10 protein-coding genes are annotated in these 18,487 nt (G+C 41.4%); 1 reads left to right on the top strand and 9 read right to left on the bottom strand.

Annotation, left to right across the window (positions count from 1 at the left end; translation table 11 throughout):
* Positions 1 to 12 precede the first annotated feature (12 nt).
* The 6 genes from E2P86_RS16355 to E2P86_RS16380 form a co-directional block, all read right to left on the bottom strand.
* Entirely contained in the window at positions 13 to 1,482 is a 1,470-nt protein-coding gene (locus tag E2P86_RS16355) for a sodium:solute symporter family protein (protein WP_134433777.1), read from the bottom strand.
* Between the two features lie 103 nt (positions 1,483 to 1,585).
* The gene (locus tag E2P86_RS16360; protein ID WP_134433778.1) at positions 1,586 to 3,118 is read right to left on the bottom strand and encodes a PQQ-dependent sugar dehydrogenase; all 1,533 of its coding nucleotides are present in this window, start codon (positions 3,116 to 3,118) and stop codon (positions 1,586 to 1,588) included.
* Entirely contained in the window at positions 3,115 to 4,830 is a 1,716-nt protein-coding gene (locus E2P86_RS16365) for a GMC oxidoreductase (protein WP_134433779.1), read from the bottom strand. Before E2P86_RS16365 ends, E2P86_RS16360 begins: the two co-directional genes overlap by 4 nt.
* A gap of 66 nt (positions 4,831 to 4,896) precedes the next feature.
* Positions 4,897 to 6,039, bottom strand: coding sequence for a prolyl oligopeptidase family serine peptidase (locus E2P86_RS16370; protein WP_134433780.1), 1,143 nt, complete (start codon positions 6,037 to 6,039; stop codon positions 4,897 to 4,899).
* Between the two features lie 95 nt (positions 6,040 to 6,134).
* Positions 6,135 to 7,859 carry a RagB/SusD family nutrient uptake outer membrane protein gene (locus E2P86_RS16375; protein ID WP_134433781.1) on the bottom strand — a complete coding sequence of 575 codons (1,725 nt, stop codon included), beginning with the start codon at positions 7,857 to 7,859 and terminating at the stop codon, positions 6,135 to 6,137.
* A gap of 9 nt (positions 7,860 to 7,868) precedes the next feature.
* Positions 7,869 to 11,042 carry a SusC/RagA family TonB-linked outer membrane protein gene (locus E2P86_RS16380; protein WP_134433782.1) on the bottom strand — a complete coding sequence of 1,058 codons (3,174 nt, stop codon included), beginning with the start codon at positions 11,040 to 11,042 and terminating at the stop codon, positions 7,869 to 7,871.
* A gap of 511 nt (positions 11,043 to 11,553) precedes the next feature.
* Here E2P86_RS16380 and E2P86_RS16385 point away from each other — a divergent pair.
* Positions 11,554 to 12,597: a Gfo/Idh/MocA family protein gene (locus tag E2P86_RS16385; protein WP_134433783.1), complete on the top strand. Its 1,044-nt coding sequence runs from the start codon at positions 11,554 to 11,556 to the stop codon at positions 12,595 to 12,597.
* 124 nt (positions 12,598 to 12,721) lie between these two features.
* On the opposite strand, the gene E2P86_RS16390 is transcribed toward E2P86_RS16385, so the two are convergent.
* The 3 genes from E2P86_RS16390 to E2P86_RS16400 all read right to left on the bottom strand — a co-directional run bounded on the left by E2P86_RS16390 (position 12,722) and on the right by E2P86_RS16400 (position 18,451).
* A complete protein-coding gene (locus E2P86_RS16390) occupies positions 12,722 to 14,239 on the bottom strand; it encodes a RagB/SusD family nutrient uptake outer membrane protein (RefSeq protein ID WP_085473308.1) in 1,518 nt (505 codons plus the stop codon).
* A gap of 19 nt (positions 14,240 to 14,258) precedes the next feature.
* The gene (locus E2P86_RS16395; RefSeq protein ID WP_134433784.1) at positions 14,259 to 17,369 is read right to left on the bottom strand and encodes a SusC/RagA family TonB-linked outer membrane protein; all 3,111 of its coding nucleotides are present in this window, start codon (positions 17,367 to 17,369) and stop codon (positions 14,259 to 14,261) included.
* Between the two features lie 353 nt (positions 17,370 to 17,722).
* Entirely contained in the window at positions 17,723 to 18,451 is a 729-nt protein-coding gene (locus E2P86_RS16400) for a LytR/AlgR family response regulator transcription factor (RefSeq protein ID WP_134433785.1), read from the bottom strand.
* Positions 18,452 to 18,487: the final 36 nt, after the last annotated feature.

Consider the following 18,487-nt stretch of genomic DNA (forward strand, 5'->3'; position numbering starts at 1 on the left):
ACAACAAAACACCTAATCGACATCGATATCTTGGAGCAATTGCTCTACCTTTTCAGGCACCTTTTTTCTGACAATACATGCATATCCTATATACAATGCCAATGACATCATCAAAGGACCCGCCAATTCAAGAGCGACTCCCATACCTCCGACTATTTTAATGACGACAAATGTGAACAACCCACCCACAATTGATAGAATAGCAGCGATACTTCCACTATGTTTAAAAGCTGGTAATAAACCTAAAATCATAGGGATAGATATCGGGCCCAGTAGAGCCGCAAACCAAGATATAATAAGCCCAATAACTCCGCCGAAAGACTTGGCGTTAAAAGCAATAATAATGGTGAGTAGGATAAAGCTAAAAGTCGTTACCCGTGCCAATAATAACATTTGCTTCTTATCATAGAACTTTACTTTTTTCATGATTACCGGGAGAATATCTCTGGTTATAACGGATGAAATTGTATTGGCATCAGACGAAGTCATGGATAGAGTTGTCGAGAATAATGATGCGACAAGCAATCCCAAAAGTCCAGATGGCAGAAACTCCATAGCCATTAGCGAATATGAGGTTTCGGGATTTTCTAAGTTTGGAAAAAATATTGGCGCAGCAAACATAGGGTAAAACAGGATTAAGGGCCAAATGAGATAAAGAACAGCCGACAAGATAGCCGCCTTCTTGGCATCTTTGCCCGATGGAGAGGAGATAAAACGAGTTGCAAGATTCCAGGTACCTCCACTGTAACTAAAAAAATTAATGACCAGAAAAGCAATAGCAAACCATACCGTATAGGGCGAGTTGAACCAATTGCTGTGTTCAGCAGGCAAGCGATCCCACATCGTGAGCACACCCACAGGGCCATCTCCCAAACGCACCAAGACAATAATAAACATGACTAATCCCGACGCAACTTGGATAATAAAAGACACAAAATCGTTCAGGACATCAGCCCATAGACCACCCAAAGTGACATAAAATAGTGTAACAACTCCGGAAAGGATAATTCCAGTAACAATAGGGACGCCCATAAAAGCATTCAGTAGAATACCTACAGCGGCCCATTTCGCACCAACATCAAACAACTTGACAATTACACCACTCCAGGCCATGAGTTGTTGAGTCGGTAGATTATAGCGTGTAGCCAAATATTCTGTAGGGGATTGAATTCCGGTTTTACTACGGAGCCTCGCCCACCGAGGAGCAATAAAAAAAATAGTCCCAATCATCGCAATCGCAATGGTCAACGCCCACCAAACATACATCACAAACCCATGTGTGTATGCGATAGAAGCGTATGCTACGAATACGGCACCACTATAACCCGAAACATGATGTGATATTCCGGATAGCCACCAAGGCAATTTTCCGCCTGCAGTAAAAAAGTCGGCAGAAGAGGATACTTTAAAATAACTGTAGATGCCAATACCGATCAAGAGCAAGAAAAAAACTACAATAATAATGTAATCTAAAGGCTGCATATCTATCTATGAATTTAATTTATAATTTATTGGTTAGCACGCAAATACTATATTGTGTACGTACCCGAAGATAGGGTTTATAAATAAAACGTCCAACACATTTCTAATTTTTTTTCCTCAGGTTCTTTAATTCTTCAACAGTCGTCACCTTTTTATTTCCAAACTGCTTACTGACATAATTAAGTATAGAAACTAACTCTTCATCTTTCAAAAAGGAGAAACTAGCCATATCTTGTTCATAACGCACCCCATTAATTTCTTTTTTCAACGTTGTGCCCCGCAAGAGCAGCATACTGAACTGTTTCATATTTTTGACCGTCGAAGAATTTACCAAAGATGGAAAAGTTCTATCCACGCCCTTTCCATCAGGCTTGTGACATGATGCACAATAATTCTGATACAACAAAACCCCATTATTCCTCATCATGTGGTTAGCTCCAACCGTATCCTCTTGCAAGTAAGTACCTACTTTTTTCTTATGGATACGGAGTCTAATTATCCTGTCATCATATTCCTTCGGAAAGCCAGGTTGCGGGTTCCAATCTCTATTACTTGTCGATAAAAAAATATCACCATTTGGCAGGGTCAAAACAGCTCGAAGGCGACCATATCTCCCTGTAAAAAAAACATGTTCCTGTTTCACATCGTGCTGATCCGAATTCAACGTTAAAACTCGTAAAGACTGACTCTTAAGCGTAACCAGAAGTAGCGCGTTTTGCCATTCCGGAATAGCTGAATGGTTATAATATGCTAATCCTGCAGGTGCTATAACAGGAGTCCACGCACGCATCGGTTCAGTCATGATCGTCTTCCTGGCCACGGCAAATTCCTGTTCCGTATCATGCCCCCCTTCTATCAATGGCCAACCATAATTATGTAAAGGCCGTACCCAGTTTATCTCATCTTCAATCGCATCTCCATGTTCCGCTGTAAAAAGGTTTCCCAGCCGGTTCATTGCCATCCCCTGAATATTTCGAAATCCCCATGCATACACCAAGCTATTAGGTATTGGATTATCTTTGGGTATTGACCCGTCCAAAGTCATACGCAGCACCTTGCCGTTCAATGTTGTAGAGTCTTGCGCCATTTTGTTATTCGCGACGTCCCCAGTAGCCCAATACAAAATGTTATTTTTATCGATCAAAAGTCTGGAACCATTATGCCCATTAGCACCCCGTACTGTCAGTAGTTCTTTTGGGTTTATAAGTGTATCCCCCGTATATTGATAGCGAACCAAAGACGATACAATCGCGGAATCAACTTTTTTCGTGTAATTAATAAATACAAAAGGATTTTTCTTTTCGGTTTTCTCGATAGCAATATCTAATAGACCCGGCGTGGTTCGTGTAAAAACATCATGAAGTTGCAATAAGGTTTTAACTTTACCCGTCTCTAAATCTAGTTCTTTTACATTTCCTTCAATTTCTGTAAACAAAACTCTATTGTTAACATAGTCCATTCCCCAAGGAACCTTCAGCCCATGCGCCATCGTTCGCACCTCTATATAGCTATGCTCTAGTTTAAGGTATTCTACCGAATCTTGAATCGACTGCTGTTTATCAGTTAGAGACTGACAACTAAACAAAACAGTACAGGAGACGAGTAAAGAAAAAACAAGAATTAAGTACGTTCTCATGAGATACTTCCATTTTTTAATTGGTCCGCAGCATAATCAACCGCTCTGGCTGTCAGCGCCATAAAAGTTAAAGACGGGTTTTGATTGCCAATACTGGTCATGCATGCGCCGTCTGTCACGAAAACATTTTTACAATGGTGCATCTGATTATGTGCATTGAGCAATGAATTATTCGGGTCATGTCCCATGCGTACGCCGCCCACGTCATGAACTTCTAATCCTGGTTGCCTTCCAAAAGCGATATGCTGGTCAAGTTTTTCAATATTAATACAGCCTGCTTTCTCCAACATCTGTCCTCCCTCTGAGAAGAAATCCTCCATCATAGCGACATCATTATCTGTATATCCTATTGAAGTTATTAATTGAGGCATTCCATATTTGTCGACTTGATCTGAACTTAACCGCACATGGTTTTCATATATGGGTAAGACTTCTCCCTGCATCATCATCGAAACTTTCCAAGGCCCGGGCTCTAGCAAAGCATCTTTAAAGGCATGGCCTAAGCCTTCTTCGGGCAAAGCCCGTCCCCATCCGTCACGAACGGCGGAATATGCAATCAAATAAGACCCCTTAAAGCTGCCTGCTTTAGCATGAATATTTCGAAATGCAGGAATAAACACTTGGGTTGGGCGGCGTCCATAATAATAAGAATCTTCAAACCCTTTTATCTCTGCCGTAATCCGGCCACGATAATTATGAAACGTAATAAAACGCCCCAAAAGTCCACTATCATTACCCAAACCATTTGGAAACCGGTTCGATCTCGAGTTTAACAAGATCAAGTTGGAGTTAAGGGTCGCTGCATTTAGAAATATGACCTTAGCACGATATTGACTTCGCTTCATCGTATGTGCATCCACCACCTGCACCCCAACAGCTCTTCCTAATTGCTCGTCATAAATTACAGACTCTACAATACTATCCGTACAGATTGTTAAGTTACCTGTTTTTTCCGCATACGGTATTGTGGAAGCATTAGAACTAAAGTATGCGCCAAAAGGACAACCTCTTTCACACAGCGATCGCGCCATACATTGTGTCCTTCCTTGTTGACGCTGTGTTTCCTTTAATGCAACGAGGTTAGCACAACGACCAATAATAGCTTTACGATCCAAATAGTGAGAATCAATTGCATCTGCTATGTATCGCTCGACTTGGTTCATTTCAAATGCCCCGACCACCTCACTATCGGGCATATTAACAATTCCATCTCGATTGCCCGCAATCCCTACAAAACGTTCTACATGGCTATACCATGGTGCCAAATCTTTATACCGAATAGGCCAATCTATGCTGTAGTTAAAACGACTTGGTGCTTCAAATTCAAAATCACTCCACCGCTGTGTCTGTCGTGCCCATAGCAACGATTTCCCGCCCAATTGATACCCTCGAATCCAATCAAAAGGTTTCTCTTGGATATAAGCTTGTTCCGCATCATTAACGTAAAAATGCCGTGTCGCCTCCCCATAAGCATAATGCTTGCTGATCAATTTATTTTCCTGATAATCCCGTTGCGTCTTTTGTCCGCGATGTTCAAACGCCCAAGTATCCATCATCGCTGTAGGATAATCTTTCATATGTTTCACCATCCGGCCTCGTTCAATGAGCAACGTTTTAAATCCTTTCTCCGTAAACTCTTTCACGGCCCATCCACCACTGATACCAGACCCTACTACAATAACATCAAACTCACTACTTATGTTAGCTTCCATTTCTTCACGTTACTAAAAACTATTATTACTCCTGTGTAAACTTCCAACCATACTGCGATAGCTAATCTATTTCAAGAAATACTCAAAAAAGAGAAAAGCAGCCCTATTTGATTGCTGATTTGGCGCATGTTCCTTTCTATTCGTCATCGCGACCCGGTTTTTATATCCCAGCACCTTGTTCAGATGAATACTGTGATTTAAAGGAATCCACCTTTCTACGGGATCGGAAGAGCCTCCTGACACTAAAAAAGGACGTGGCGCCATTAGCGCATGTAACTCATGTAAATCTTCTTTTTCTCTCACTAAGTGCGGATACAAACCTCGTGCCTCGGGCACCATACCTTGCTGACGCCAAGCATTAGTCCAAGGAGGAGGGTAGTACCCCAAGTACCACGGCTCCCAATAATTTACACCAGAACCCTTCGTTTCATCGAAAACAATTCCTGGATCAGACCACACCGCACATGCAAACCGATCAAATAAACACGAGGTGAACATCGCCCACTTACCGCCATAGGAGTGCCCCATAATACCTATCCGCGCACTATCGACAGCAGGAAACTTTGCCAATGCATGCCATGCATTCGCTGCTGCATAAGCTAACACCGATAAGGGCTGAGTCGTTGCATTATCAATTGATGGGTAATACAAAGAGTAGGTTTTATTGGCCGTTGTTTCGGTGGTTCCCAACGATAAACATACGAATCCGCGGCGACATAATTGCAAAGCGAAATCACGTCCTTCCTTTCCTTCTCCTATCGCGGTCTCTGGCTCGTAAAACACCGTGATTACAGCCGCTTTGGGACCTTCCTGGTGTGGAACTAAAAGATACCCCTCCGTATATTCTTCTGGCAGCCAACGAAACCGAACCTTATATTGGGTATAATCCGTATGCACAATAGAATCAAGGAGCTCCAAAGTTTGATCCGTAATAAAAGACGGCCAATTTCCCAGAAGCTTCATCCATTTATCTTTAATCACTTTACGCTGCGATGTCCAGCCTTCAGCTGTTTCCAATACTCTCGCATCCTTATTTTGCCATATAGATCGGTAATCACCATATTGATCGGCATATACTTCTGGTGGATTAAAATACGGAGCAATTTCTTTCCAAATTTCCTTTTTATGGGGTCCTTTTTGTCCATAGAGTGTTTTTAGTCCTCCAAAGAGCACAATCAAACACATCAATCGTAGCAAGTAATTTTTCATTCCTTTATTGATTTTTTGGAGGTAAAGAGTGGTGCATAACGGGGAGTCAGCACCACTCAAGGTCTATTACTAACCTTTCACATGAAACATCTCTTTTACCAACCTGGATTTTGCTTTAATTTATTATTCAATACAATTTCACTTTCTGGAATAGAATTCAAGTAATCTCGATCCAATTTAAAGCCATATCCTATCGGAACAGCCTTTTGAAAAGGATCTAAAAACCCATCCTGATCAACGGGAAAAGGATTTTTAACAATCTGACTGGCTAAAAAACCCTTCGGGCGCTTACCTACAATCAACTCATCAGCCGCAGCCCAACGTGCAATATCATCCCACCGAAACCCTTCTCCCACCAACTCTACGCGCCTTTCTCTACGAATTTCATTAAGCAAAGGAGACAAAGATGGGAAATCCCATTTAGGATCATTCGCAATACTCCCCATCAGAAGGTTCGGCATGCCAGCACGTGCACGCAATAGTTTTATTGTTTTATCAATGTCAGTTTGTGTAATTGATCCAAGCTCAGCTTTCGCTTCTACATAATTTAACAAGACCTCAGCATAGCGAAACAAAATCGAAGGAGTTTCCTCATACTGCTGCACATGATAGATCACATGTGGATCATATCCCTTTTGAATAATATATCCTGAAGGTGCATTTAGATCCGCATTTCCATTCAATGTATTATAAATTACGGACCAATTTTGACTCGTCCCGTTAGCCGCAATTTTCCACACCTGATCTGGTGTTGCTACCGTTTGTCGTAATCGGGGATCGCGGTTTTCAAATTCTTTATTAATTGTTGCATAGCCTTGAAACAGACTATTTCCTGTGATCGCTTTTCCATCTGTGCATAAATATTGGTCCGTCATTTCCTTGGTTATTGATTTACCAGAGGGTTGCGACATCCGAAAATTCCGATCATTTGTAAAATCACCATCTCCGCGGGATAACTGATTATCATAGCGACGCCAGAACAAAACCTCAGGATTATTGGTATAATCACGACGTGTAAAAAGATCAAAATAATCCATCGTCGGCTTACCTGTATTATATATAGTATAAAGTCCTGATGCCATGACAGCCTCACTGGCTTTAACCGCGATCTCGAAGTACTTTTCCGGATTGGCATTAGTCACCCCGAATACGGTTCCATTGTGATATTTCTGCCAGCTACCTTCATACAATGCAACACGACTTTGCATTAACAGAGCCATCCATTTATTTATTCGACTATAACCATTGGTGCGGTCAGCGCTTAAATACATGGCTGCGGTATCAAGACAACCAATAATTCGATCAGCTACAATATTACGAGGAGTTCGCGGACTAAATAACTCTGGAGAAGTAGTTCCTAGATCTTTATCCAACCACGGGATATCACCGTAAACCTTCAAAAGATTAAAATAAGTTACCGCTTTAAAGTAATAGGCTTCGCCTACATACTGCTTATACGTATTGAAATCATGTTTGCCCTCTACTTTCTTATAATTATTCAGAAAATAATTAAGGCTCCTTACATTGCCAAATCCGATGGTGCCCGTTGTAACAACGGTACGTGTGCCCTGCAAGCGTGTATCCACTGTGGCCCCGACTTCATTATCGCTATCAAAATCGTTTCCGTGATTTTGGTACTTTGGAAACAAAGCATTGCTATAGAACTGGTTCATGTAAATCTCTAAATCCAATGGTTTTTCGAAATACATATTTGCTTGAACCTTATCCAGTAGCTTTCGCTCTAGAAAATCATCATTACAGGAGATGAGCGCTAAACAGCCTCCTACTAATATGCTGGATATATAAAGAAATTTTTTCATAAGCTTTACTTACTTTAAGGTTAGATTTACACCAAAAGATAAAATTCTATTCATCGGATAGATAACACCACTTGTCAAATATCCGCCTTCACGACTATCCGAAGCTATAGAAGTTTCCGGGTCAAAAACTTTAGGCAAACTTGAAAAAGTCAATAAGTTTTCACCGGAAAAATATACCCGGGCTTTGCTCAGGAACTTCCCTGTTATACTGGCGGGAAAGGTATAACCAACTTGTACGTTCTTCAATCGGATATATGAAGCATTTAACACATAACGAGTTTGTGGCTGTCTATTTTTATCCGTTTCCGATGTGAAGTAAGGTTTCGGAAGATAAGAATCTGTATTGGGTCCCAATATATTGGTTTCATTCTCAGGCCGCCAATAATCTAAAGCTGGGGAATGCTTGTAAAGCCCGGAGTTCGCCCAGCTATTAGTCAACCCCCAAAATAATGGCGTCGTAGACTCTGGGCTATAATCCCGTTTTCCAACACCTTGCCAAAACATATTAAAGTCGACACCTTTCCAGCTCATTCCAGCATTTATACCAAAATTATAACGAGGCATATTATTACCGATAACAATTAAATCACCATGATCATCCAAAGTTCTTCTCCCATCATTGACTTTTTTGTCTCCATTCTGGTCCACATATTTTATATCACCAGGCCCCCACTTAGCATGATATTTTGACTGATCTGGCATAGCTTCACCTTGAGTTTGGATAATGCCATCAGTCTCGAAGCCCCAAATCTCACCATAGTTCTTTCCTTTATACCATGTATCTATTCGACCAGTTTCATTGAAATATTCCAGGATCTTCGTTTTGCTATCACCTAAACTCACCTTCACATGATAAGCAATACCATTATCTAGATGATCATTCCAGGTGGCAATAAACTCAAACCCCTTTGTTGCGAGTTTTGCATTATTAGTCTGTGGTGTCGAAGCACCAAGCAAGAAAGGCAATTCAGTAGCCCTACCTAGCATTTTGTCTGTCGTACGATTGTACCAATCGAAGGTAATTCCCAAGCGAGACTGCATCATGGAGATATCTACACCTAGATTCAAAGTTGTTACGGTCTCCCACGTTATCTCATCACTAATTAAACCTGGTGCCTGTGCATATTGTGGTCTCGATTCATTAATAATCCATTTTAGTTCGGGATAAATTGGAATTTTCGAATAATACAACTCATTAGCCACATTCTGATTCCCCAATGAACCATAAGAAGCACGAACCTTGAAATTATTGATCGTTGCCCGAATAGGATCCCAAAAGCCTTCTTTCGACAAAACGTAACCAATAGAACCTGAAGGAAAAAATCCAAATCGATTCTTTTTTGGAAAACGTGACGAACCATTATATCGTGCCGCAAATTCAACAAGATATTTTTCCTGAAAATTATAATTCAAACGTCCAAAACCTCCCCTAGTTGCCCAATGGCTCATATTATCTGCGGCCGTGACACCTCCTAATGAGGTTATAATAGAAGGGTTATCATCCACCACAGGGGATGTTCCTGTTGCATTTAATCCGGTATACAAGTTTTCCTCCTGCTCAAAACCTAGCATCGCCATAAAATAATGATCCTCAAGTTGCTTTTCGTAAGAGGTGACAGCATTGAACAACTTATACACGTACTCATAATATCCCGATGTATAAGAAGAATTCGGTTTCCCAATGTTACCAAAAGCGCCCGTTCCTAATTCGACCATCACAGGCTTTGGATTACTGCTCAACTTCGTATTCTTGATATTATAATTGTAAGTCACATTAGTCTTCCAACCTTTTACAGGTTCGAATTCAGCACCAATGTTTGCGAGGAAGTCAGCATTTTTCTTTTTATCACGCCCCGAGTCTTGTAGGAGGCGGACCAGCGGACTTTGAATGGTACCATTGATATTATGGAAAGGCATCATGGGTGCAAACATGAGCATTTCCCGGAAAGTGTGTTCTCGTCCAACCGTTGTTTCTCCCATAGGAAAATCAGTTGCAGTAGTAGACCATTTCAAACTAGAATTTATCTTGAACCAATCGGTCACTCGCGTTGAAACATTCGACATCAGGTTATATCTTTTGAAATAATCATAGCCAAAGGCGTAAGTTCCATTTTGCTTGGTATAGCCAGAAGATAAAAAATATTGCGTTCGGGCACTACCTCCAGATACATTCACATTATGTTTTTGGCTAAAAGCATTCGTTCCCATTAATATATGAGGCCAATCATTATTAGCATTTCCATTTCGACGACCCGCCCAAATATTATCAATTGGTTTATCTGGATCATACTCGTACGGGAAAGTTCCATCCAGATATCCCTTGATACGATTCATTTGCTCATCGCTATATACAGGTGTCAAGCCCGCATTCGCATTCGCCTGGTTGTAAGCGGTCGCCCAGGTGTAGGAATCAATAAAACTTGGTAAATGAATAGGGGATGATAAAGAAAGATTATTGCTGTAATCAAATTTAGTTCCATCTTGTTGACGTCCTTTCTTGGTCGTAACAAGAATAACTCCAAAAGGAGCGCGTGCCCCATACACCGCCGATGCCGAAGCATCTTTTAAAATGGAAATACTCTCCACTGTCTCCGGATCTACCCCCGCAAGATCCATCTCTACTCCATCCACTAAAACCAACGGACTACTACCAGCTAAAGAGCCTACTCCCCGAATATTCCAAGTACTTGTCGCCCCTGGTTCACCACCCCGCATCCCCATATTGATATTCATATTAGGAGAAGCGCCCTTGAGCAAATCTCCAATATTATTTGCGGGGCGATCTTTTAATCGATCTCCAGAAATAACATCCACCGACGCCGTTAGTTGTCCTTTCTTTTGTGTACCATACCCCACGACGACGACTTCATCTAAATCTGTAGAGGCATCGGCCAATGATACCGGCACAACTGAACGCCCCCCAATCCCCACTCGCTTCGGTACATAACCGACAAACGAAAACCGCAACGAATCATGCAAAGATGACACCTCTAAACGAAACGATCCTTTGGTATCCGTCTGCGTTTCTTCTCCGCCACCGATTAAAGAAACACTCACACCAACTAATGGAACTCCTTGAGAGTTCTGAACAGTTCCCGTTACCGGGTGCCGTCCTTGAGCAAAGGCCGTTATCTCCAATAAAACGAAGAAAGCAATTACCATAAAAGATCTAATTGATATCATAAAATGTATTTAATTTGGTTATTGATCATATATTTTTTTACTCGCAAGCATTCCTTCTCCGCTATAAAACACCTTAACTGGCGAGTATTTTTTCTATCGTTCCAAACACGCCCTCGCATTCTCCTAAGCGAAGACATAAATGACATTCCAACTATACTATTTATTTTACGGTAACGTTACCGTAAAATAAGCAAGCTCTATTTTTTGACCACCTCTCTACAAATAGCTTGGCCTTGCGCCTCTTTCGAAAAATCTTGGTTTTAGGATTATAATTTTACCAAAGTAAGAGAATTGATTTAGTCTTCCAACATTTTTGAATAAAAAAAATCACAAAGTAGCATAAATTCCTTTTAGCAAAATAACAGGCTTAATTTACAAAGTGTACGTTAACGTTAATTGTAACATTTTATATAAGCTGTACTATTGTCTTTTAAAAAAGATTATATTAGTCGTGTAGTCAATTGAAATACAAACCAAAAAAAATCATACATAAACCTGATAAAAGGATTTCATGAAGGAGAAAAATTTCAGATTTGGAATCGTCGGAACGGGTGCTATTGCTTCGATCCATGCGGTGTCAATCCAGCACACTACACAAGCTCAACTTGTTGGTGTCTACAATCGTACATATGAAAAAGCGAAAGCGTTCGGTGAAATTCACGGCTGTAAAGTTTATGATGACCTAACGGCAATGCTCGCGGACGAAAACATTGATATCATTACAATCTGTACGCCTTCAGGTGCACACTTGGAAATTGCAGAGATGGTTATTCGTTCCGGGAAACATTGCCTCATTGAAAAACCACTCGAAATCACGGTGGAGCGATGTAACCGTATTATACAATTAGCGGAAGAATATAACGTACAGGTCGGCACAATATTTCCTACCCGTTTTTACCCCAATAGCCAAAAGATAAAAGAACAACTTCGGCAAGGGTATTTTGGAGACCTTGTCATGGGTAGCGCGAGTATCAAATGGCATCGTAGTCCGGCATACTACCAATCTGCCGCATGGCGTGGCACTTGGCAGTTGGATGGTGGAGGCGCATTGATGAACCAGGGTATTCATGCAGTAGACATGCTGCTCTGGTATATGGGTGAAGCGGTATTTGTGCAGGCGATTAGCAGCAACCGCTTACATCACCAAATAGAGGTCGAAGATAGTATTGTTGCAAATATCAAATTTAAAAATGGCGCCCTAGGTGTTATTGAGTGTACAACAGCAGCATTTCCGGGCACACCAAAGAGGCTTGAAATCGTTGGCACTAAAGGCACCGTTGTCTTAGAAGAAGATAAAATTTCGTTTTGGGAGTTTCATGCGCAACCCCAAACCAGTTCTATTAAGCCAATGACCGAAGGTCCTTTAGCACAAGGAGGTGTTAATGATCCCATGGCGATCACACATTATGGTCACCAACTACAAATTCAAAATTTCATTGAAGCACTAGTGTCCAACAATATTCCTTTAATTGATGCCGTAGAAGGAAAAAAATCTGTAGCACTTATTTGTGCTATTTATGAAAGCGCCAAAACGGGACAACGTGTTTATCTCTAACTGAAAATAGGACACCCATGGCAAATACAGAAGGCTGTGCTGCATGCAACAAATGTAGAGAGTTTATACGCCTAAAAAGCCGTGAATAAGAACATCAAAAAACGCCTCCATATGGAGGCGTTTTTTAGTAACTATAATGTTCATTCTGATCCAGGGCTTTATTCCTATCCCAAGCATCCCTTGGAATTGGAAACACGATAGGTTTCGTCATGAGCCAGGGCTTCTGTCCAATATTTAATTCTGCAAAATTAGGACGTTCGGCTTCAATAAACTTAAGAAAACGTCCACTCCTGTTCAAATCCGAGAATCCACCTGTCGGTTCCCATATAAACTCCATACGTCTTTCTTTAAAAACCGCATCCAACACCTGTTCCTTTGAGAGTCCTTGTCCGAGGTCTGTCAAACCAGCACGCTTACGTATTTTATTAACCTGATCAATAGCCTTTCCTCGCTGGTCAAGTTCATTGAGTGCTTCTGCGTAATTCAACAATACCTCTGCAAATCGGATTACAGGTGCATTAACACCCGAATTATTCAACGTTGGTTTTTGCCAATACTTCGTCATAATATAACCAGATTTGGACCATCCTGCTGGCACATTTGTCGGCATGATAAAGGCCGGCATATCCTGATGTGCTTCCCCAGGCCCAATAATAGAGGTCCAATACCTTTTGTCCTTGATTTTCCCTGCACCATCCTTCTCATGCGCATTAACCCAATGTTGTTGAGGCACAAAGTTACTCCAGGCAGCTCCACCTGTAAATTCTGCCGGCGCACCTCTCGGAGCAGTACGCTTCACTAAATTATTACCCTCCGCATCAACCCCCTCCTTAAACTGTGTAGAGAATAAAATCTCATCATTATTCTCATTACTTTCCATGAAGATGGACCGATAGTCTGGCAATAAAACATACCGCTGTTCCAAGAATAACTCCTCTGTTACGGTAACGACTTTATCATATTTTTTTTGCCACAAAAAGGATTTTCCTAGAAGTGCCTTGCATGCCCCCGAAGTAATTTTACCGACTTGATTTCCCGTCCAACGCACCGGAAGATCCACCTTTGCTTCCTCCAGATCCCGATCTATCTGCGTCCACACCTCTGCCGCTGAGGCTCGTGGTATCTGCAACTCAGAACTAGCATCTAGCGGCGTTATTATTAAAGGTACACCGCCAAAATAGGTAACCAATCGGTAATAAAAGAGAGCACGAAGAAACTTGGCTTGCCCTATAATTTGCTTTTTCGCTAAAGCATCTCCATCTGCCATAGCAGAAACTTTAGCGATCACCACATTTGCGCGACTAATACCCAAGTAAGCTGCCGTATACATATCCCGCAAAATCGTGTTGGTCGACGGAAAGGCCAAGGAATGCAGTTCTATTCGATTCGCACTCCCATCCATCTCATACATATCGCCTGAAATCGCCCACTCTATATCCGCTGCATCGCGCACATTAGTAAATGCCTCTTCCTTCTGCAATGCACCATAAGCCCCTATCAACGCCGCTTCAGCATCAGAAATACTCGTAAAAAACTTGTCTTCGACAAGGACATCAGTAGGTGAAAGGGTAAGAAAATCACTGCTACAAGCAGTCGCTGAACTCAGCAAAGCAACGCATACAATATTTTTTAATATTTTCATCTTATCTGTATTTAATAGATTAGAAACTAGCTTTCAAACCAAACATAAACGTTCGTGGCATCGGATAAACCCCATCATCTACCCCACTTGCCAAAGGATTTGTTGAACCAACCTCTGGATCAAATCCCGAATATTTAGTGAATGTCAACGCATTTTGAACCGAACCGTAAACTCTGACGCGCTTGATGAATGTCGTCTTCGCAAACACGGGATCAGGAAGCGTATAGCCTAAGGTCACATTTCGTAGTCTTAAGTAGGATCCATCTTCCACATAAAAAGAAGATAGATTAGCATAGTTTCCATTGAGGTCGGTATATTTCAAAATAGGCACGGTGTTTCCTCCATTCTCGGGAGTCCAACGATTCAAAACATCCGCAGAAGCATTAATCACACCACTACCACCAAAGTACTTCACAGGATAGGTCGTAAATTTGTTAACATGGAATATTTCATTACCAGATACACCTTGAAACAGTACGTTCAGATCGAATCCTTTGTATGAAAAATCCATATTCATTCCATAAGTTAGCGTTGGCCAAGGCGTTCCCAACATTACACGATCAGCATCTGTAAGAGCATTATCACCATTTATATCGCGGAACCGAAAGTCACCCGCACTCGCATTCGGCTGAAAAGCCTTATCTACCTCACCATTAGATTGATAAATACCGTCAACCATATATCCTCTAAAGTAACCGATAGGCTTGCCCACCTCCGTATAGGAAGTATTCATACTTGTAAAGCCCACAATAGGCCCTGATATCGGATTACCTGCCCCCATGGATATAACGTTATTTTTTAATGTTGATAGATTCACACTGACATCATACTTGAATGAACTACCGCCACCATAGCCCAACAAGAGTTCAAAACCTTGGTTACGAATTTTACCCCCATTTACCGACGGAGCGGACTCAAAGCCAGCTTCTAAGGATACTGGTAAACTGACCAGCATATCACGGGTATCTTTGATATAATATTCAGCAGTCATATAACCCCGATTATTAAGGAAGCTTACATCGAGTCCAAAATTCAGTTGCTCACTTGTCTCCCATTTTAAATCGCTATTCCCAGGACGAATCATACTCGCTCCTGTTACCAACCCTTGCCCCGTGCCCAAGATGTAATTATCAACCACACGACCTAACCCAAACGTGCTCGAATAGCCAAAGGCTCCAATAGCATCATTTCCTAATTGTCCCCAACTTGCACGGAGCTTCAAGTTATTGATGGGTCCTGACTGATTGAAAAAATCTTCTTCTGAGATATTCCAACCCGCAGAAACCGAAGGGAAATTTCCCCATTTATAAGACGGTCCAAAATTAGATGAACCATCCCGACGAATACTCGCAGAAAAGAGGTACTTATTATCATAGGCATAATTGACTCGTCCAAGGTAAGAGGCTAATGTATAGACAGACCCTGTCCCAGAACCTCTCCTGTTGGCATCAGAACTCGTGTTTACCACACGGATAGTTTCATTCTGAAACTCTCGTGCCGTGATCGAAATCCAATCGCTCGCATTACGTTGAGCGGTCTGACCGATAATAGCGGACACGCTATGTTTGTCTATCACTTTATTGTAATTCAAAGTGTTCTCCAATAACCAATTCAGTCCCTGTGTTTGTGTCTCTCCTAAGATTGCTTGTGGATTACTGTAAAATCCACGCTGTACCTTGGGTTCCCAGGTACTTGAACGATTGGAGTTAAAGTCTAAACCTACACTCGAACGGAAAGTCAATCCATCTACAATAGTAACCTCGCCAAAGGCATTCCCATACATACGCATATTACGTAGGAAGTTTTCTCTACTCTTCGCACGGAGATAGGGATTATCACCTTGTGTTGAATAATACGCAGACGAACCACTCACCACATCCTCTAAGCCTAGAGTTGGATAAAATTGTTGTGCAAGATTGAAAATACCTAATCGAAAATCCTCATTTTGTTGCCCTTTTGCTTGCGTGTATGCGAATGCCAGACTTCCCCCAAATTTCAACCGTTCCCCAACTTTTATATCCATGTTAGCGCGTCCAGTGTATCTTTTATTCCACGTCTCGATCAATGTACCTTGTTGATCACGATACCCAAGTGACAAGGCATTTTTCACTTTCTGATTCCCTCCGGTCATCGACACATCAACATTATACATAGGAGCTATACGAAAAACTTCATTAATCCAATTTGTTCCTTCTCCAAGATCCTTCGGGTTGGCCCATTCGGGGTTTGGTGTCATATTCGAATTACGATACAACTCATTCGCTAAAGTCGCAAACTGCTCCGCATTTAGGAACTTTGGTCGCTTCCATAAATTCTGAAAACCAGTATATGCATTAAGATCCAGTGATGTCCGTCCCTCTTTTCCGCGTTTTGTAGTAATTAAGATAACACCATTTGCAGCCCGTGCACCATAAATGGAAGCCGCCGCCGCATCTTTTAGTACCTCAATAGATTCAATATCACTTGGGTTAACAATAGACATGCCGTCTACCTGGTCTGAACTACCACTGATGCCCATGTTGCTCCCCCCAACTGGAAAACCATCTATAACGTATAACGGTTGATTTCCGCCTGTCGTTCCTACTCCTCGAATTCTTACCGAGCTCGACCCACCTGGTGCACCACTAGTTTGCGTAATCGTAACGCCAGGAACTTTTCCTTGGATTGCACCTGTAAACGAATTACTAGATACCTTCTCAATATCAGCGGCTTTGACGGAAGATATCGACCCTGTTAGCTCCTTTCTTTTCTGCGTTCCATAACCCACTACAACAACCTCTTCCAAATCATTTTTGTCAGCTTCCAAAATAATCTGCAAAGCTGCATTATTTTGCACCAGAACCTCTTTGGGTACGTACCCGACATAAGTCAAAAGTAAAGTTTTATCCTGAAGTTGCCCTAACAACTCAAAGTTTCCTTCTGCATCTGTTGAAACAGTCATTGGGCTGTTTTTAACTTTAATCGTAACACCAGACAAAGGTTGATTGTTCGCGTCTGTAACCTTTCCATAAACCTTCTCCTGATCATGGCCTATAACCGCCATCCGTCCAATAGCATGCGCGTACAGGTGATTTACAGGAAGAAAAGGAGAACTCAAAAAGAAACAAAGCATGTAGATTTTTGATCTCATAATGTTAAATTTATTTTATTGATTTATCGATTAATAATAATCTATCATGAAACACTTCCAGGTTCACAGCAGATACATTGCCATAATATAGACAGGATGCCTCTTATTGGCTATGAATCCACAGGGGACACATTAGTACAATTACAATAGATCTTAAGTTTATAATAGCACATCAATTCTATGTAAGGAAAGAGCCTTAAATACTATTGTGTACGTAAACGAATATACAAGTAATTTTTATTATGCAATAAAAATTTCACTTTTTTTTTATTGAATCGCTTGTAAAACAGCTGATTTGTCCGACCCGGTATTCGTTATAACTGAAAATAAAGGTAAAATAAGGGCAGTTGGAACTACTCCCCCAGCCAACGCTGAAAGTCATTCGACTTATCTTCGCTCACAATCACTTCCGCTCCAGATACAACAGGCGGATGCAACGATAAACGAATACGGCTACGACTCAATTTAACCATATCAATAATCGCCGCAATAGAAACAATAAATTTACGATTTACCTGAAAGAAACGTTTCGGATCCAATCGGTCCGAGAGACTGGTAATCGTATCCTCCACAATATATTCATCTCCGCTATGTAAAGTGGCATAAAGCAACTTATCCTCTGCCATAAAATAAGCGATTTCATCCGCTGCAATAGACTTTAGATGAATACCATACTTCACGAGGAAACGATTTTTAAAAGCCTGAACAGTGGGTGTTTTTTGTGGTAACAGCGGTTTCACTCGCAACAAAGCTTCCTCCAATTCAGCCTCATCATATGGCTTTAGCAAATATGCATATCCCTGATTACGAAAAGCTTCTAAGGCATACGAATCAAAGGCCGTCGTAAAAATCACAGGAGACTTTACTGCTACCTGATCGAATATGTGAAAACTCAGTCCATCCCCCAGATGAATATCCATAAAGATAAGATCCACTTTATTGGTCGATAACCAAGCCACCGCATCGCGAATCGTCTTATGGTGTGTAAGCTCAAAATCCAACCATGACACATCCATCAGCATCTCCACCAGGCTATCTTTAGCCCAATCTTCATCCTCCACAATTAGAATATACACTGCCATGAGGTGAAATTAAAAAAAATCCCCGCTTCAACAAAG

It is taken from the genome of Sphingobacterium psychroaquaticum (genome assembly GCF_004421025.1).
In the GTDB taxonomy this organism is placed as follows: Bacteria; Bacteroidota; Bacteroidia; order Sphingobacteriales; family Sphingobacteriaceae; genus Sphingobacterium; species Sphingobacterium psychroaquaticum.

Excerpts from the sequence above, each read along its gene's own strand:
- E2P86_RS16355 (WP_134433777.1), bottom strand. The coding sequence starts at position 1,482 with ATGCAGCCTTTAGATTACATTATTATTGTAGTTTTTTTCTTGCTCTTG.
- E2P86_RS16360 (WP_134433778.1), bottom strand. The coding sequence starts at position 3,118 with ATGAGAACGTACTTAATTCTTGTTTTTTCTTTACTCGTCTCCTGTACT.
- E2P86_RS16365 (WP_134433779.1), bottom strand. The coding sequence starts at position 4,830 with ATGGAAGCTAACATAAGTAGTGAGTTTGATGTTATTGTAGTAGGGTCT.
- E2P86_RS16370 (WP_134433780.1), bottom strand. The coding sequence starts at position 6,039 with ATGAAAAATTACTTGCTACGATTGATGTGTTTGATTGTGCTCTTTGGA.
- E2P86_RS16375 (WP_134433781.1), bottom strand. The coding sequence starts at position 7,859 with ATGAAAAAATTTCTTTATATATCCAGCATATTAGTAGGAGGCTGTTTA.
- E2P86_RS16380 (WP_134433782.1), bottom strand. The coding sequence starts at position 11,042 with ATGATATCAATTAGATCTTTTATGGTAATTGCTTTCTTCGTTTTATTG.
- E2P86_RS16385 (WP_134433783.1), top strand. The coding sequence starts at position 11,554 with ATGAAGGAGAAAAATTTCAGATTTGGAATCGTCGGAACGGGTGCTATT.
- E2P86_RS16390 (WP_085473308.1), bottom strand. The coding sequence starts at position 14,239 with ATGAAAATATTAAAAAATATTGTATGCGTTGCTTTGCTGAGTTCAGCG.
- E2P86_RS16395 (WP_134433784.1), bottom strand. The coding sequence starts at position 17,369 with ATGAGATCAAAAATCTACATGCTTTGTTTCTTTTTGAGTTCTCCTTTT.
- E2P86_RS16400 (WP_134433785.1), bottom strand. The coding sequence starts at position 18,451 with ATGGCAGTGTATATTCTAATTGTGGAGGATGAAGATTGGGCTAAAGAT.